Below are 17,371 nucleotides of genomic sequence, written 5' to 3' on the forward strand. Positions count from 1 at the left end.
TCAAAAAATTATGGCAATGGAGTGATTTGGCAATGGCTTCACAGCAGCAGAACGTATACGTGGCTCATTCCTCGCATCTTGACCTTTATTGGATCGGCACCCAAAACGAATGCCTGGACATCGGGGCGGATATTATTGACGACGCTGTCAACCTGTCGCGCGACAACCGGGAGTTTACTTTTCTGATCGATACCGTCCGTTTTCTGGAATATTACTTGGCGAAATACCCGGGCAAAAAGCAGCAGGTGCGGCAGCTGTTCGAGTCGGGGCAGTTTGAAGTCGCCGCTTGCTATACGGACCGACTGGAAAACCACCATGACGGGGAATCGCTGATCCGCAACGTCACTTACGGCAAAAGAACGCTGAAGCGGCTGCTCGGGCTCGACACGGATATTGCCTATCATCCCGATCTGCCGGGGTTGGCCGAGCAGTCGCCGCAAATTTACAAAAAAACGGGGGTTCGCTACTACTTGTTTGCCCGCGGATTTCTCCACGGCGGCCGGTTTTGGTGGAAGGGGCTGGATGACAGCCGGATTATCGCGTATAACTTTCCGGTGCATTACTCCTACTACAACATCGACAAGGAAATCGTTCCGAAGCTGCGGGACATCAGGCAGTCGATTCAATCGTCGGATGTTTTATTATCGTGCTCCGCAGGTGATCTTGGGCCGGCCAACACCTTTTTTTCGCGGGACGAGTACGGCAAGTGGCAGAGAGTGACGCTTACCGATACGATTCGTGAGCTGAATCTGCGTTATCCGGAGCTGCATTTTGAGCTGTCCGGCACGAAGCGCATTTTGGATCGCATGGATACAGCAGGGCTGGAGGAACGGTCCGGCGAGTACCCATCCAAATGGGGAGCGACCGGCTCGACAACGAATGTGCAGCTGTTCCATCTGGACAAGCGGATCAGTGCCGTCCTGCTCGAGGCGGAAAAGCTCAGCTCCATCTGCGGGCTGCTTGGCATTGCGGTCGAATACGGGCCGAGGGAAACGCATCCGTTGAAGCACCGGGGAGGCTCGGGCGGATCGCGGAAATATTTCGAACTGCAGCAGCATCCGCAAAACATGGCGGAATGGTTCGATTTTGCATGGAGACTACAATTGATCACACAGGATCATAACTATGCCGGGGTCAACGGTATCCAGTCCAATTTCGACCGTTTCCGGTATAAGGAATGCGCGCTGCAAATTGCCGAAAATATACGCGAGCTCAGCATACAGGCGATTGCGGCCCATATCGGGACGCCGGCGGATGCCGGAACCGTTATCGTGTTTAATTCGCTTAACTGGAGCCGTTCGGAGCCGGTTACGATACTACCGCTTGGACTCGATGAAGCGAAAACGTATATCGTGGAAGATGCGGAAGGCGGTGCCTACCCTCTTATCCCGACGAAAGAGGGGTACAGCTTTTATGCCGCTAACATGCCGTCGGTCGGCTACAAGGCGTTTACCGTCAAGGAAGGGAGCCAGCCGGTTCCATCCGCAAAGCGGCTCGAAACGACCGCGGAGCGCATTACCGTGCGCAATTCGTACTATGAGCTTATCGTCGACCGCCGCAGCGGAACGCTCGTCTATGTCAAGGATCTCGAGACGGACACCGTCGTTATCGACGATCCGGCATTTTTATCGCTCGATATTTATCAGGATTTATCGGACTGCGTGAGCGAAAAGATCAGCAATAAGGTGAAGCGGGAAAGCTCGATGGATCATGTCAGAAGCGTTACCGTCGCCGAAGACCATTGCTTATGGACGCAAATCGAAATCGTCACGGAAATTGCCAATTCCAAGGCGAGGATCGACATCGTTGTCAACCATCAGTCCAAAGAAATCCGCTTGAATCCGACCGTTTATTGGATTGGCGAAACCCATCTGCAGCTTAATCTGAATATGAGCTTTCCGGCCCGGTTTGCGGACATCGTCTACGGTGTGCCGTACGGCGTTCAGAAGAAAGGCTGCTATTTATACGACGAAAGCCCGTGGGCTCCCGACGAAATCAGCCCCGAGCTGTACGACAGGTACAGGGAGGCGATGGGCTGGTTCGCCGTCGAAAGCGGGGATGGGGGAATCTGCGTATGCGGCAATCATTCCGCTTACGACTTTACGCCCGACGTCAAGCAGGCAATCCTGATCCGCAATGTGCCGAGCTGCGGCGACAAGGACGTGCTGATGCCAAATAACGGCAAGCTGGAATGGGAGTTCCGGCTCTCATCCTACAGCGGCGGCTGGGAAGCGAACCAGGCGCATCTGGCAAGCTGGGAGCAGCAATATCCATTGCAGCCGCGGAAAAAGAACGCTCATGAACATTCGGCTCCACAGCTGCCGCCAACCGGTTCCTTCATCTCGACGAAGGGCTGCGGCATATTGAGCGTGCTGAAGAAGTCCGACACCGATCCGCAAGCTTATGTGCTGAGAATGTTTAACAGCACATCGCGGGAAAGCGTATGCGGCATCGAAACGACGCTGCCGGTGCGCAGCCTGGAGGCCTGCGATATGAACGAGCTGCCGGTCGACGAGGATCAGGAGCGGTTAGCCGCGTTTGAAATTAAAACGTTAATCGGACGGATAGAGAGGGATGTTCCCGATGAGCCTTGATTTTACACATCGAACAGTGCTGGTTACCGGCGCAGGCAGCGGGATCGGCAGGGCGATCGCAGCGGGCTTTCTCGACGCAGGCGCGAATGTGATCGCTTCCGACATCAATATGGAGCAGCTGAACGAATTGAGATCACGGCACGGCTGCGCGTCCGGCAGGCCGCTTCATATTCTACGGACCGATGTCCGCGAACGGGAACAGGTGCTGGCGCTGTTCGAAAGCAATCCGTTCGGCCGACTGGACGCCGTCGTTCATGCGGCGGGGATTACCGCCTCGCTCCTGCTCACGGAAACCGACGACGAAACGTACCGCAAGCTGATCGAAACCAATGTAAACGGCACGTTCCATGTCCTGCAGGAAGCCGTTTCTGTAATGCGCGACAACGCCGAGGGGGGGACGATTGTCGTCATCGGCTCGATCAACGCGATGTGGCCGCTTGCCAATCAAGCGGTGTATACGGCCACGAAGGCTGCGATCGACTCGCTGGCCAAATCGTTGGCGGTCGAGGTCGCGCCTCTGCAAATCCGGGTCAACGTGGTAGCTCCCGGTGCAATCGATACCCCAATGAACCATCGGTTAACCGGGGAGCGCAAGGCAGCCTTGGCGGCCCGGATTCCGCTCCGGCGAATCGGGATTCCCGAGGATCTTGTCGGAATAACCCAGTTCCTTTCTTCTCCGTTGTCAAGCTATATAACGGGCTCCACCTTTGTAGTGGATGGCGGTTTTATCGTAGGCCGATAGCCTTGCCGCTATCCTGTGTCTCAAACAAATACAACCTGAATTCATGAAGGGGGGATGCGCAATCCGGGCGTAGATCAAGAAAGACGGACATTACAGTAAAGCGCAATGTATAACCACAAGGAGGGCGATCAATATGGGAAACAAGTTGAAATGGGGCATCGCTTCGCTTATTTGCTGCCTGGCCGTGACGGCCGCTTGCAGCAATAACGAGCCTGCAGCGCCAAAAGCTGCCTCGGGGAACGGGAAAGAGGCGGGCAAGACGGAATCGGCGGACCCGCTGGGCAAATACGATCCGCCGATCGAAATGACGACTTGGCGGGTAGTGAACTCATCCTTCAAATTCACCAACGGCGAAACGATCAACGACAACGTATGGTACCGGGCCTACAAAGATTTACTGGGGATCAATCTGAAAAACATTTGGACGGTTAACGATACGAACGGCTCCGGCGATCAGAAAATTAACGTTTCCATCGCTTCGAACGATATTCCCGATGTCATGGAGGTTAATCCGACACAGTTTAAACAGTTGGTGGATGCTGATTTGGCCGAGGATTTGACCAAAATATACGAGCAGACGGCTTCGCCGCTGCTGAAGTCGATTGTGGAAATGGACCCGAATACGCTGAAAGCCGCCTTTCTCAACGGCAAGCTGATGGCGATGCCGAATCCGTATCCCGCGATCGAGCATGCCCGGGTGCTGTGGGTCCGCGCGGATTGGCTGAAAAATGTGAACCTGCCGGCACCGAAGACGATGCAGGACGTTTATGCCATCTCCAAGGCGTTCGCAACGATGGACCCGGATAAAAACGGGAAAAACGATACGTTCGGCCTGGCCGTCAACAAAGATATTACGACAGGCGGCATTGCGGATATTCAAGGCTTTGCGAACGGCTTCCATGCGTATCCGGATTACTGGATCAAGGACAGCTCCGGCAAGCTTGCATTCGGCTCGATTCAGCCGGAGATGAAAAATGTGCTGGCCAAGCTGAACGAATTGTACAAAAACGGCGAAATCGACAAGGAGTTCGGCGTCAAAGATACGACGCAGATTGGCAAAGACGCCGCCGCCGGCAAAATCGGCCTGGAGTTCGGCCAATGGTGGAATCCTACGCTGCCGCTGCAATCGGTCGTCGACAACGATCCGAAGGCGGACTGGAAGGCGTACCCGCTCGTCTCCGTCGACGATAAGCCGGCGCTTGCGGCGACAGGCAACCCGTCCGGCAATTTTTATGTCGCCAAAAAAGGCTCGAAGCATCCGGAAGCGGTCATTAAAATGATGAATCTGTATGTGGAGAAGCTGTACGGCAAAACGCAGGAGCCGACAAAATACCAGCTGAACGACGGCATTGAAGTGTTTAAATACGGGGCTGTCCGCGGAGGGCCGCCGACGAAAAACTTGAACATTATGGAGAAGGTCGGCGAGGCGCTGAAAACGAAGGATACGTCGCAATTAAACGACGAGATGAAATCGTTCTACGAAAGCATCCTGAAATTCAGAGCCGGCGACCCGAAGGGCTGGACCGGTGAAGCTTTGTACGGCCCGGAAGGCTCCACCCGCATACTGGACAAATACATGAAAGAAAAGCTGACGATGCCGACCGCATTTTTCGGCCCGCCGACGAAATCGCAGGCCAAGGTGCAGCAAACCTTAAAGAAACTGCAGCTGGAGAAGTTCACGAAAATTATTTTGGGGCAAGATCCGGTAGACAGCTTCGACAAGTTTGTCGACGACTGGAAAAAGCTAGGCGGCGACCAATGGACGCAGGAAGTGAACGAATGGGCGCAAGCCAACAAATAAATATTGCCCCCCTTGATGACCGGCTCGTTCGGCGTCGAGGGGGAAATTCTCCGAAGGTGGTTTGTACATGACAGCCCGGAAGCAAAACTTGTATGTCGCGCATTCTACTCACCTGGACCTTTACTGGATCGGGACGCAGCCGGAATGTCTGGAAATCGGCGCGCAAATTATTGACGATGCGGTCAGGCTGGCGGTTCAACATGCCGGGTTTACGTTTCTGCTCGATACGGTCCGCTTTCTCGAATATTATTTGGCCAAGCATCCGGACAATACGTCCGTCGTCAAAAAATTGTTCGACGAAGGCCGGTTCGAGATCGCAGCCTGCTATACGGACCGGTTGGAAAACAGCCATGACGGCGAGTCGCTCGTCCGCAATGTGCAATACGGCAAAAAAGTGTTGAATCGGCTGATCGGCCTGAATACCGAGCTCGCTTATCACCCGGATTTGCCCGGGCTTGCCGAGCAATCCCCGCAAATTTATAAAAAAAGCGGGGTCCGCTATTATTTGTTTGCCCGCGGATTTGCACGAGGCGGCAGATTTTGGTGGAAAGGCCTCGATGACAGCCGGATCGTCGCCTATAATTTTCCGGTTCATTACTCGTATTACAACATCGAGAAGGAAATCATTCCTTATTTGACCCAAACGAAGCGCAGCATTCAGGCGGAGGATGTATTAATTTCGTGCTCGGCCGGCGATCTTGGAGCCGCCAACACGTTTTTTTCTAAAGACGCGGATGGCAAATGGGATCGGGTGCCGCTCATGGAAACGATTGAAGCTTTAAACGTGCGCTATCCCGAACTGAACGTTCAAATGTCCAATGTCAAGTCGGTTTTGGACCGGATGGATACCCGAAATTTGGAGGTCAGATCGGGTGAATATCCGTCCAAATGGGGAACCTTCGGCGGGTCGGCCAACAACGTGCGCATTGCGCAAATGGATGCGCAGGCAAGCGCTCTCCTGCTGGAGGCCGAAAAGTACAGCACGATTTGCGATTTGCTGGGGATAGCGGTGGAACGGGGAGCGGCTCCGGTCAACCCGTTAAAGCATAGAGGCGGCTCCGGCGGCTCGCGCAATTATTTCGAGCTGCGGCAGCATCCGACCTGTCTCGAGGAATGGTTCGATTTCGCCTGGAGGCTGCAGCTTGTAACCCAGGACCATAATTACGGCGGCATCGGCGGCATGCAGTCGAATTTTGACAGGTTCCTGTACAAAAGCTGTGCGATCCGGATTGCCGAAGACATCCGAAACCAATGCTTGAACCGCCTCGTTTCGCATATCCGGCCTCAATCCGGGCAAGCTTCAGTCGTCGTGTTTAACTCGCTGAATTGGGAGCGGACGGAACATGTCTGCATCGGGGGAGACTGCCTGGACGAACGGAAAACGTATGTCGCTGCGGATAGCTCGGGCAACCGCTCGCCGGTCATTCGCACACCGGAAGGCTATACGTTCGCCGCATCCGCCGTCCCGTCGTTGGGATATAAAACATTTTCAATCGAAGAAGCGGATAAGATTCCGGAGGCGGTTCCGGACAAACGGACAATGATGAATAAAGATCGAATCATCATCGTAAATCCATTTTATGAGGTCGTTATCGATCGAAATTCAGGCTCCTTGATTTATGTAAAAGACGTTCAATTAAATCGCACGGTCATTGAAAATCCCGATTTTTTATCAGTCGATTTATTCGCGGACCGGTCATTTTCGGTCAGTGAAAAGGTTCACGATAAACAGCCGCTCGAAAGCTCCAAACATCATGTGCGAAGCGTTGAAATCACCGAAGACCATGCCTATTGGACGAAGGTGGAAACGGTCACCGAGATTGGCCATTCGAAGCTGGTCATGCAAATTTACGTCGACCATTGCAAGAAGGAAATCCGAGTCATCCCTACCCTGTTCTGGATCGGGGAAAAAGAAGTGCAGCTTAATATGAATCTCGGTTTTGTTTCTGAATTTGCCAGAGTTCATTACGCGGTTCCTTACGGCGTGCAGCAAATGGGCCGTTTCCTTGACGAGGAAAGGCCGTGGGCCGGCGATGAAATCAGCCCCGAACTGTATGAGCGCTACCGCGAGGCCATAGGGTGGATGGTTCTGGAGAGCGCCGACGCCGGCATTTGTGTAAGCAGCAGCCAAACGTCCTTTGATTTTGACCGCGGAGGTTTGCGCGCGATGTTGCTTCGCGTTGTACGGAGCGGCGGCGATCAGGACGTCATTTTTCGAAACGAAGGCAAGCTGAGCTGGGAGTTCCGCATTACGTCATATTGCGGCGATTGGCAGCGCGAACGCGCCTACCGCACCGGTTGGGAGAGACAGTATCCGCTTTGCCCCATTCTGAATAACGGAGCCGGCGAACCGGTCGCTCCGAAGCTTGTACTTCCCCCCTCATGCTCGTGGCTTGATACGGGTGGCGAAGGCGTTGTAACGGTATTGAAAAAATCCGAAGCCGACTCCGAAGCCTGCATATTGCGAGCCTTCAACAGCACCTCCGGAGCGGCTGAATTCGCTGTCGCAACGAGTCTGCCGGTGCAGGATATGGAAAGCTGCGATCTAAATGAAACGGTGTGCGGAGACGAGTTGAACAGGCTTGACCCTTACGAGATCAAAACGATACGAATGAACATAAGGAGAGATGGTGTATGACAACGACAAATATGCCGGTTGCCTTGAATATCGCCGACATTTCGGAACGCTTTTTGAAATGCAATACAGCGACGATCTACGATGTAATGGACCGGATGGGCTACCCGCATCAATGTTTGGATTTAACAATTAGAGGGCTGGACCGCCGAATGCGCATCGCCGGCCCCGCATTTACGGTTCGCGGAACGCGCGAGCCGCGCTTTGACGACAATTTTCCAAGACCGGAGCTCAAAAACTTCGGCCTGTTAAAGGCGATTACACCGGGCAGTGTCGTCGTCATTAATGCGGAAAAAGATATGAATGTCGGCCATTGGGGAGAAATGATGAGCCTGACTGCAAGACAGCACGGCGCTGTCGGTGCGGTGATTGATGGCGGTACCCGGGACATGGAAAGCATCCTGAACATTCCGGACTGGTCGCTGTTTGCAAAATATACAAGTCCGATCGAAAGCAAGGGGCGCTGGCGCAGTCAGGAATTCGGCGCGCCGATCTTTATGACGGGTACGACGACGAGCGAGGTGCTTGTGCGGCCCGGTGATTTTATTGTTGGCGACGGTGACGGCATTATGGTAATCCCTCACGAAATCGTGATGGAGGTTCTGGAAAAAACGGAAGTGATGGAAATCAATGAGGAAGGAACTCGTAAAGACTTGCTGAGCGGGGATCCGATCGATGTCGTGTACAAACGTTACGGGAGATTATAAAGCGAACTGAAGCTCAATCAGCTGTTATGTATCTATAATTAAATGCAGAGGAGGAGAAGCCTAATGAAACTGGCCGAGATGTTTACGCCTTATCCGGATCGACTGTGGAAGCTTGCCAGGCAAGTCGGCGTCACCCATGCGGTTGCCAAATTACCGTATGACGAACAGGGTGTCAAACCGTGGGAGTTTACTTATTTGCTTCATATGAAAACAAGATTCGAGGATTACGGCTTTCAATTGGAGGTTATCGAACCCGCGCCGACGAACAACAAGATTAAACTGGGCCTGCCTGGACGGGATGAAGAAATTGAAATTATGAAGGAATTGATTACCAATATGGGCGCGCTGAACATCCCGGTGCTTTGTTACAATTTTATGGCCCAATTCGGCTGGTTTCGCACCTCGACCACGACCGTTTCACGAGGCGGGGCGCTCGTGTCCAGCTATGATCATTCAATCATGTTGAACGCTCCTCTTACCGAAGCCGGCATCGTAACGGAAGAACAAATGTGGGAACATTTCGCCTATTTTCTGGAAAGGATCGTACCGGTTGCTGAAAAGGCCAAGGTGAAGCTGGCATTGCATCCGGATGATCCGCCGATTTCACCGGTTCGCGGCATCGCCCGAATTTTCCGCAATGCTGAAGCGTTACAGCGCGCGATTGATATGGTACCGAGCGAATATAACGGCATTACGTTGTGCCAAGGAAATATGGCCGCGGCCGGGGAAGACATTCCGGCGCTCATCCGCCGCTTCAGCAAACAAAACAAACTGTTCTTCTCCCATTTTCGCGATATTCGGGGGACGGCGGCCAAGTTCGAGGAAGCGTTTCATGACGACGGCATTACCGATATGTTCGCTGCAATGAAGACATATGTGGAAGTCGGCTTCAACGGCCCGCTTCGTCCGGACCATGTGCCTACGATGGAAGGGGAAGGCAACGACAAGCCGGGCTATGAAACGGTCGGTCGGCTGTTTGCCGTCGGATATATTAAAGGATTGCTGGAAGGCGCGCAAAAAAGTTGATTGTAACCGGGACAAGTGCTATTTCCTCCGCTCCGCTCATACAATGTATTGTACAAGTCGGGATGAAACGGAGGGATGATCTTGTGAAAGGAACGAAAAACATTTTGTATATGGGGCTGGCGCTGGGCATGCTGTTTTATGCCGTCCCGAGGTTGGATATTGGCTCGGGTTTAACGCTGCCGACCGTATTCGGCGTCGTATGGGTCGTATTTGCGCTTATGATAATCGCCGCCCACCTGCACGAAATTCTCGGGGTCGAGGAAGAGACGAAGCGGGAGATCGCCAAAGTCAAGCGAATGAAGCGGTGGCAGCTGGAGCAATTGGTCCGGGGCAAGCGCAAAATGCTGCAGTTCCGTAAATAATAATAAATAAGCCGGTTCCCTCGATTCGCAGGGCGCCGGCTTTTTTCTGTTGCCGGCTTCGCACTACCTAGACGAACCGGGGAAGTTGAAGCGGCATATGGTTGTGCGGTCTTTCGGCTTATTACAAAAGCGAGATGACAAGCAGCTCGTACAGCACGAGCGGGAGAATGACATTGTTAAACGCGTACGGATTAAACGTCGGATTGAAAAATCCGCGGACATGGCCGTCCAACGGCCTTAAGAAAATATGCGTAGCGTCGATATGAACGATAAAGCCGTCATACGCCTGGCCGTGAATCGTTTGCGCGCGAACCGGCCGGTTCATATGGCTGGAACAAATTCCGTGAACATGGTCCTTTATTTTTTGCAGCGATTCCAGCGTTTCCGGTTTCATTAGATACACAGGCTCCGACTGAACGGCAGGGGGCTGATTAAGCATATAAGCACCTCCAACTTTTTCTTCTTTATTCTATGCGGATGCCCAGTTTTGGTTCATTGGAATCGCAATTTGCCGGAAAATGAGCCGGTTATCCGTCATGGGGCTTTTGTTTGCGCGATATTCCGTATATAATCAATAGTACAGAGTGATACAGTGAATCGAAACGGGGTGCAACAGTTTTGGACCAGACAATGCAGGAAGCCGCTACAAAGCATGAGCAAATTTTGAAATATATCGAAAGCCTCAAGATCGGCTCCAAAATATCGGTGCGCAAAGTCGCCGAAAAGCTGGAGGTCAGCGAGGGCACCGCATACCGCGCGATCAAGGAAGCGGATAATTTGGGTCTGGTCAGCACCAAGGAGCGGGTCGGCACCGTCCGTGTGGAAAAAAAGCTGCGCGACAACATCGACAAGCTGACTTTTGCCGAAGTGGTCAATATGGTGGACGGCGAGGTGCTCGGCGGTCGGAACGGGCTGCAAAAAACGTTGAACAAGTTCGTCATAGGCGCGATGCAGCAGGACGCGATGATGCGTTATATCGACCCGGGCAGCCTGCTTATTATCGGCAACCGGAGCAGGGCGCATTCCAATGCGCTGGAGCAGGGAGCGGGCGTGCTGATCACGGGCGGGTTCGGCACGAGCGACGAGGTGAAGAAGCTGGCGGATCAGCTGGAGCTGCCGATTATTTCAAGCAGCTACGATACGTTTACGGTAGCCTCCATGATCAACAGAGCGATTTACGACCGTCTGATCAAGAAAAAAATATTGCTGATCGAGGACATCGTTCCCCCCGATATGAAGGTCGAGGTGCTCAAAGGACATCATACGCTCCAGGATTGGCAGCGTCTGAACGAACATACGGGCCACAGCCGGTTTCCGGTGGTGGACGATTGGAACCGGTTGACGGGAATGATTACATCGAAGGATTTGATCGGCGCGCAATCCGACCAGACGTTGGATAAGCTGATGACGCGCAGCCCGCTGACGGTGGCTATGAATACGTCGGTGGCTTCGGCGGCGCATACGATGGTATGGGAAGGCATCGACTTGCTGCCGGTGATCGATACGGGACGTAAAGTGCTGGCGGTCATAAGCCGCAAGGATGTGCTGAAAGCGATGCAGCAGATTCAACGTCAGCCGCAAAACGGCGAAACGTTCGAGGATTTGATCTGGTCGGGATTTGAGGAGGAGCGGGGCAAGGAAGGGCAAACCGTATTCCGCGGGGCCATTACGCCGCAAATGACGAATCAGCTGGGGACCGTGTCCGAGGGCGTGCTGACGATCCTGATGAAGCAAGCGGCTTACCATGTCGTTCAGGATGTGAAAAAGGGCGACCTCGTGATGGACAACATGTCCTCCTATTTCGTCAAGCCGGTGCAGATCGACAGCCAGATCGAAATCCGTCCGAAAATTATCGAGGTCAGCCGCAAGTTCGGCAAAATCGACGTCGGCATCTACAATGGTCAGACACTCGTCGCCAAAGCGATGATGACCGCGCAATTTATCGACCAAGTATAAGCCGGGCGCGGATAAGGGCTGCGATCAGGCTGCCGCACAGGCCCGCAAGTTAGCCGACAGGTATGTACGGTCCGGAGGCTCCGTGCGCAACGCGGTTATTACACGACGGCCTTGCCGCTCCCTTTGTTACAGCCGGTTATACTGGCTGTGGTTGCGCAGCCCGGCGAACAGATTGAACATGCCGAGCAGGAAGCAGATCACGCCGAAGACGCGGCGCAGGTTCGAATCGGTAAAGAAAAACAGCTGGGATACGGCAATGACAAGCAGCATGACGCCCATGGCGATGTTCATCCGGGCCGTATACAGCCCGCGCTGCTTCACATCTTCGGTCCGGCGGGAGCGGAAGCTGTAATATACCGATAAAACCAAAGGAACGAGAATAAATACGGGCAGCAATGATTGTACGATTTCCATGAAGGCAGGCACATCCTTTATCGTGTCGTAATACATCCGGCGAACGGATGGAACGGGACAAGCCCTCCGTACGGGCCGTGACATGTCGGAACGTAAATTCGAACATTAATAATGTAACGATTTTTGGCCGCAAATGCAATCTGCGGCAATGTTCCGCCCGCCTTCTACGGGATGGTGCGCCTCCATTCTTTTGCCGTTACCCATACTTTCAGATCCGTCTGAATCAGCAGCATCGTTTTCATACTGACGGTGTAATCCTTGTCCGAAATGGCATGATACGTTTTTTGCGAAAGCAGCCGTTGATAAATATGCGGGGACTCGGCGACATAAGCGATCTTTTGTCCTTTCACTACGCTCAGATCGTTGCGTACGCGGCGTTCGATTTCCTGCTCGGTCACTTTGTCCAGCGGATTCAAGTCACCCGACTCGACAACAACTTCGATGCGGCTAATAATGCTTTGCTGGTTTTTGCTTTTTTTATACGTATCGTTATCTTGCATGAGCTTCTCGTTCTCGGCCTTCAGCTCTTTATTTTCGATAAGCACGATATTCAAATGATGGTGATAAATCGCGGTAAACACAGCGCAGCCGATGATGCTTCCGGCAATGAGCAGTCCGGTCGATTTCATCAATCCGGCAAACTGTTCAAAGGGGGGCACCTTCAACTGCCGTTACCTCCCTTGCAAATCCATTGGACCAGCGTCGTGCCCGTATGGGCTCCGATAAAGGCGAACACGATATATAAAATTTGTTTGATCGCGGGCGACATGTAGCCCTCCACCAGATTGCTCTCAATGACCCGGATCGGATCGATCGTTCCGCCAACGGCGGCGACCAGCGCCCATATTTTGATCTGCTCGGCAATCAGCAGCATTCTCGTTGTCGGCGGTTCCATGATGAATATGGCCGCAATTCCGCCCAGCAGCGTCCCTCCAAGCACAACACCGAAAGCAACAAAAAAATCGACCACACACTTGGTTAAAAAGCTTGCCATTGTCTCAACCGCCCCCGCCTTTCTCCGTTTTGCGCAAAAAGATGCCGCTTGTCTAATCTATGGTACAAGTGTTCGCATTATGATAAAATAGGAAGAAATATTTTTTGTAGAATGGATTCGAGCGACTTTCAAGGGAGGCGACGCGGGTGAGCGATTTCGTCCATCTTCATGTACATAGCGAATATAGTCTTCTGGACGGTGCCGCCCGTATCGACGATCTGGTGGAGCAGGCGGCCGGCCTTGGGATGAAAGCGTTGGCGTTGACCGACCACGGCGTTATGTACGGGGCCATTGCTTTTTACAAGGCGTGCAGGCGGCGCGGCATCAAGCCGATTATCGGCTGCGAGGTTTACTATACGGCCGGCTCGCTGCATGATAAAGCAACGCGTCAGGAACAGCCGATTTATCATTTGATCCTGCTGGCCAAAAACGAAACCGGCTACCGGAACCTGATGAAGCTGTGTTCGATCGGGCATCTGGAGGGCTTTCATTACAAACCGCGGATCGATTCCGAGCGTCTGGCCGCTTATTCGGAGGGGCTTATTTGTACAAGCTCGTGTCTCGGCAGCGAGGTTTCCCAGCATCTGCTGCACGACCGTTACGAGGAAGCGAAGCTGGCGGCGCTCCGGTACCGCGGCATATTCGGGGACGACTTCTTTTTGGAGCTGCAGGACCACGGCTTGATGGAGCAAAAGAAAGTGATGCAGAGCATGATCAGGCTGAGCGGGGAAACCGGTATTCCGCTGATTGCGACGAACGATGTGCATTATGTGCGCGAGCCGGATCATGAGATGCAGGATATTTTGATCTGCATCGGCACGGGCAAGACGGTGGAGGATACGGACCGGCTTCGTTTCCATAACAGCCAGCTGTATTTGAAAAGCGACGAGGAGATGCAGCGTCTGTTTCCGCATGTGCCGCAGGCGCTCGAAAATACGCGGATCGTGGCGGAGCGCTGCGAGCTGGAGCTCGAATTCGGCCGCTCGATCCTGCCGCAATTCGAGCCGATTCCGGACCAGGCCGGGGCCGGGACGTATCTTGCCGAGCTGTGTCGGAACGGGTTGGAGGAGCGGTACGGGCATGCCGAGGCTTGGAACGACGGAACCTATCGCAAGGAGCTGGAGGAGAGGCTCGAATATGAGCTGTCGGTCATAGAACGGATGGGCTTCTCCGATTATTTCCTGATCGTATGGGATTTTATCCGCTTCGCTCATGAGCAGGGCATCGCAACCGGACCTGGCCGCGGGTCGTCCGCGGGCAGCCTGGTGGCGTATGTGCTGAAAATTACGAATGTCGATCCGATCCGCTACCATCTGCTGTTCGAGCGGTTTCTCAATCCGGAACGGATTTCGATGCCGGATATCGATATCGATTTCAGCGATCTGCGCCGCGACGAAGTCATCGATTACGTTGTGGACAAATACGGCCGCGACCGTGTGGCCCAAATTATTACGTTCGGCACGATGGCCGCCAAAGCGGCGGTTCGCGATGTCGGCAGGGTGCTGAACATGCCGTACGGCGAGGTGGACCGCGCCGCCAAGATGATTCCGCATCAGCTCGGCGTGACGTTGGCCGAAGCGATTGAGGCGAATCCCGATTTGAAGGGTTTGGCGGCGAAGCATCCGCAAACCGCCAGGCTGCTCGAGATGGCGATGAAGGTCGAAGGCATGCCGCGGCACGCGTCCACGCATGCGGCAGGCGTCGTTATCTCGCGCGAGCCGCTGACGCAGTATGTGCCGCTGCAGGAAGGCAACGAGCAGACGGCGCTGACGCAATATTCGATGGAGCATCTGGAAGCGATCGGCTTGCTCAAGATGGACTTCCTCGGCTTGCGCACGCTGTCCATCATCGAGCGGACGCTGCAGTGGATTAAGGAGAAAACCGGTACGGAGGTCGATTTCAGCAAGCTGCCGATGAACGATCCGACCACCTACGCGCTGTTGAGCCGCGGCGATACGACGGGCGTCTTCCAGCTGGAATCGCCGGGCATGCGCCGGGTGCTGAAAGAATTGCGGCCTTCGGAATTCGAGGATATTATATCGGTGAATGCGCTGTACCGTCCCGGGCCGATGGAATTTATTCCGCGTTATATCCAGTGCAAGCACGGCGAACTGGAGGTGGAGTATCCGCATCCGGCGCTGGAGCCGATCCTCCGCGATACGTACGGCATCATCGTGTATCAGGAACAGATTATGCAGATCGCCTCGATCATGGCCGGCTTCAGCCTCGGCGAAGCGGATTTGCTGCGGCGCGCGGTCAGCAAGAAGAAGCGCGAGGTGCTGGATGAGGAGCGCGCGCATTTTGTGAAGGGCAGTCTGGCCCAAGGATTCAGCGAGCCGGAGGCGAACAAGGTATACGACATGATCGTGCGCTTCGCCGATTACGGCTTTCCGCGGGCGCATGCGACCGCTTACGGCGTGCTCGCCTTCCAGACCGCCTACTTGAAGGCGCATTATCCGGTTCAGTTCATGGCGTCGATGCTCACGGCCGTCATGGGCAGCCACAACAAGGTGGCTGAATATGTCGACGAATGCCGCCGCATGGGCATTGCCGTGCTGCCGCCCGACGTCAACGAGAGCGGCGTCGTGTTCGAGCCTGCGGCGATGCCGGAGCCGGCTGTTGGCGGCTCTATCGGCCTCGCAGGCACGGACCCGGGCGCGTCCGAGGCGGCGCAGCGCGCGAGCCTGGCGCGGTCTGCCGCGCCAACGGCCGGCGGCAGCGAGACGCCTGCCGCTATGGCGTCTGCGCCGCAGACGCACGCCGAAGACGGCTCCGTCGCGGCAGTGACGCCGGCCGCAGACGCCGCGGCGGCTCAGCCCCGGAGCGGGGCGATCCGCTTCGGCCTCGCGGCGATCAAAAATGTCGGCACGCATGCGATCGAAGCGATCATGCGGGATCGTGCCGACGGTCCTTACACAAGCCTGCTCGACCTGTGCAGGCGGGTCGACCTGCGCGTATGCAACAAGCGCGTGCTCGAATCGCTCATCCAGGGCGGCGCGACCGATTCGCTGCCGGGGCATCGCGCGCAGCAGCTGGCGATGCTGGAGGAGTCGATCGAGGCCGCCGTCAAATGGCGCAAGGAGCGCGACGATCTGCAGCTGCATCTGTTCGGCTTCGTCGAGGATGTCAACTGGGAGGTCGAATATCCCGACATCCGGCCGTTCACGATGACGCAGCAGCTGGAGCTTGAGCGGGAGCTGCTCGGGCTGTTTATCTCGGGCAGCCCGCTCGACGATTACGAAGCGGCGCTGCGGGCGATTGATACGGACCCGCTGCACCAGCTGCAGGAGCTTCCGGATCATAGCGAGGTGATCGTCGCCGGCTTGGTGCTGGCCAGCAAGACGATTGTCACGAAGAAGGGTCAGCCGATGGCGTTCATGGAGCTGGAAGACCGCGTGGCCAAGGTGGAGGTGGTGCTGTTTCCGGAAGCCTGGAAGCAGTTCGCGCCGCTCGTCCAGAAGGGCAATCCGGTCTTGGTCAGAGCGAAGCTGCAGCATGGCGACGAGGATGTGAAGCTGCTCGCCGATCAGTTGGTCTCGCTGGGCGATCCGCAGCTGCAGCTGAAGGCTGCGCGCCGGCCCGCGGCCGGCCGCGCCGCTGCACGAACGGGCGGCGAGCGTATAGCTCCGGCCGGCGGCGCTCGCGCGGGCAGCGACCGCCCGCAGCCGCGTCCGGGCCCGTCCGGCCCGCAGCGACCGCCGCAGGCGATGGACGCACCGCGCACGGCCGCTTCCGGAGCTGCTGCGGGCGGCCATGCCGCGCGTTCTGAGCAGCCTGCGACAGCGCAGCAGCAGCGGCCTTCCGCGTCCGGCCCGTCAGGCGGCGCAGGACAGCCCGCACAGCGTATGCAGCGGGTGTACGTCAAAATTTCCGCAGACTACGAGCAGCCGCATGTGCTGACGGGACTGAAGCGGCTGCTGATCGAGCATACCGGGTCGCTGCCCGTTATTTTATATTACGAGAAAAGTCAAAAAACGCTGAGCTTAAGCGACCAATATACCGTCAAGCCGTCTCCGAAGCTGTTTCAGGCGATCGAACAGCTGCTTGGCAAAGAAAGTGTAAAAGTGAAATAAATATGCTCTAAATACCGCCCCCTCCGCATACATTTAGTAACCCGGGCCGTCATATTACCGAGTTATG

Annotated in this window: 13 protein-coding genes; 9 read left to right on the forward strand and 4 right to left on the reverse strand. The window is 55.1% G+C overall.

The window, feature by feature from the left end:
- The first annotated feature begins 32 nt into the window (after positions 1–32).
- The 7 genes from E1757_RS03525 (at position 33) to E1757_RS03555 (ending at position 9,867) form a co-directional block, all read left to right on the forward strand.
- A complete protein-coding gene (locus E1757_RS03525; RefSeq protein WP_133225417.1) occupies positions 33–2,594 on the forward strand; it encodes a glycoside hydrolase family 38 N-terminal domain-containing protein in 2,562 nt (853 codons plus the stop codon).
- Positions 2,584–3,336 carry an SDR family NAD(P)-dependent oxidoreductase gene (locus tag E1757_RS03530; RefSeq protein WP_165971940.1) on the forward strand — a complete coding sequence of 251 codons (753 nt, stop codon included), beginning with the start codon at positions 2,584–2,586 and terminating at the stop codon, positions 3,334–3,336. The genes E1757_RS03525 and E1757_RS03530 overlap by 11 nt, the downstream gene beginning before the upstream one ends.
- A gap of 133 nt (positions 3,337–3,469) precedes the next feature.
- A complete protein-coding gene (locus tag E1757_RS03535) occupies positions 3,470–5,137 on the forward strand; it encodes an extracellular solute-binding protein (RefSeq protein ID WP_133225419.1) in 1,668 nt (555 codons plus the stop codon).
- 67 nt (positions 5,138–5,204) lie between these two features.
- A complete protein-coding gene (locus tag E1757_RS03540) occupies positions 5,205–7,775 on the forward strand; it encodes a glycoside hydrolase family 38 N-terminal domain-containing protein (protein ID WP_133225420.1) in 2,571 nt (856 codons plus the stop codon).
- Positions 7,772–8,479 (forward strand): RraA family protein, encoded by a 708-nt coding sequence (locus E1757_RS03545; protein ID WP_133225421.1) that lies wholly within the window; start codon positions 7,772–7,774, stop codon positions 8,477–8,479. Before E1757_RS03540 ends, E1757_RS03545 begins: the two co-directional genes overlap by 4 nt.
- A gap of 63 nt (positions 8,480–8,542) precedes the next feature.
- Complete coding sequence (locus E1757_RS03550; protein WP_133225422.1) at positions 8,543–9,505, forward strand: mannonate dehydratase; 963 nt, start codon at positions 8,543–8,545, stop codon at positions 9,503–9,505.
- Between the two features lie 83 nt (positions 9,506–9,588).
- Positions 9,589–9,867: a hypothetical protein gene (locus E1757_RS03555; RefSeq protein WP_246078995.1), complete on the forward strand. Its 279-nt coding sequence runs from the start codon at positions 9,589–9,591 to the stop codon at positions 9,865–9,867.
- A gap of 121 nt (positions 9,868–9,988) precedes the next feature.
- Here E1757_RS03555 and E1757_RS03560 read toward each other — a convergent pair whose 3' ends face one another.
- Entirely contained in the window at positions 9,989–10,306 is a 318-nt protein-coding gene (locus E1757_RS03560) for a hypothetical protein (protein ID WP_133225423.1), read from the reverse strand.
- A gap of 191 nt (positions 10,307–10,497) precedes the next feature.
- On the opposite strand from E1757_RS03560, the gene E1757_RS03565 reads away from it, so the two are divergent.
- Entirely contained in the window at positions 10,498–11,823 is a 1,326-nt protein-coding gene (locus tag E1757_RS03565; protein WP_133225692.1) for a DRTGG domain-containing protein, read from the forward strand.
- 126 nt (positions 11,824–11,949) lie between these two features.
- Here E1757_RS03565 and E1757_RS03570 read toward each other — a convergent pair whose 3' ends face one another.
- The 3 genes from E1757_RS03570 to E1757_RS03580 all read right to left on the reverse strand — a co-directional run bounded on the left by E1757_RS03570 (position 11,950) and on the right by E1757_RS03580 (position 13,231).
- Positions 11,950–12,237, reverse strand: a complete 288-nt coding sequence (locus E1757_RS03570; protein WP_133225424.1) for a YtpI family protein — start codon at positions 12,235–12,237, stop codon at positions 11,950–11,952.
- A 164-nt stretch (positions 12,238–12,401) separates the two neighbouring features.
- Positions 12,402–12,896 (reverse strand): sporulation membrane protein YtrI, encoded by a 495-nt coding sequence (locus E1757_RS03575; RefSeq protein WP_484217462.1) that lies wholly within the window; start codon positions 12,894–12,896, stop codon positions 12,402–12,404.
- A gap of 2 nt (positions 12,897–12,898) precedes the next feature.
- Entirely contained in the window at positions 12,899–13,231 is a 333-nt protein-coding gene (locus E1757_RS03580) for a YtrH family sporulation protein (RefSeq protein WP_133225426.1), read from the reverse strand.
- A 146-nt stretch (positions 13,232–13,377) separates the two neighbouring features.
- On the opposite strand from E1757_RS03580, the gene E1757_RS03585 reads away from it, so the two are divergent.
- Complete coding sequence (locus tag E1757_RS03585; protein WP_133225427.1) at positions 13,378–17,304, forward strand: DNA polymerase III subunit alpha; 3,927 nt, start codon at positions 13,378–13,380, stop codon at positions 17,302–17,304.
- The last annotated feature ends 67 nt before the right edge of the window (positions 17,305–17,371 follow it).

It is taken from the genome of Paenibacillus piri, assembly GCF_004354045.1.
In the GTDB taxonomy this organism is placed as follows: Bacteria; Bacillota; Bacilli; order Paenibacillales; family NBRC-103111; genus Paenibacillus_S; species Paenibacillus_S piri.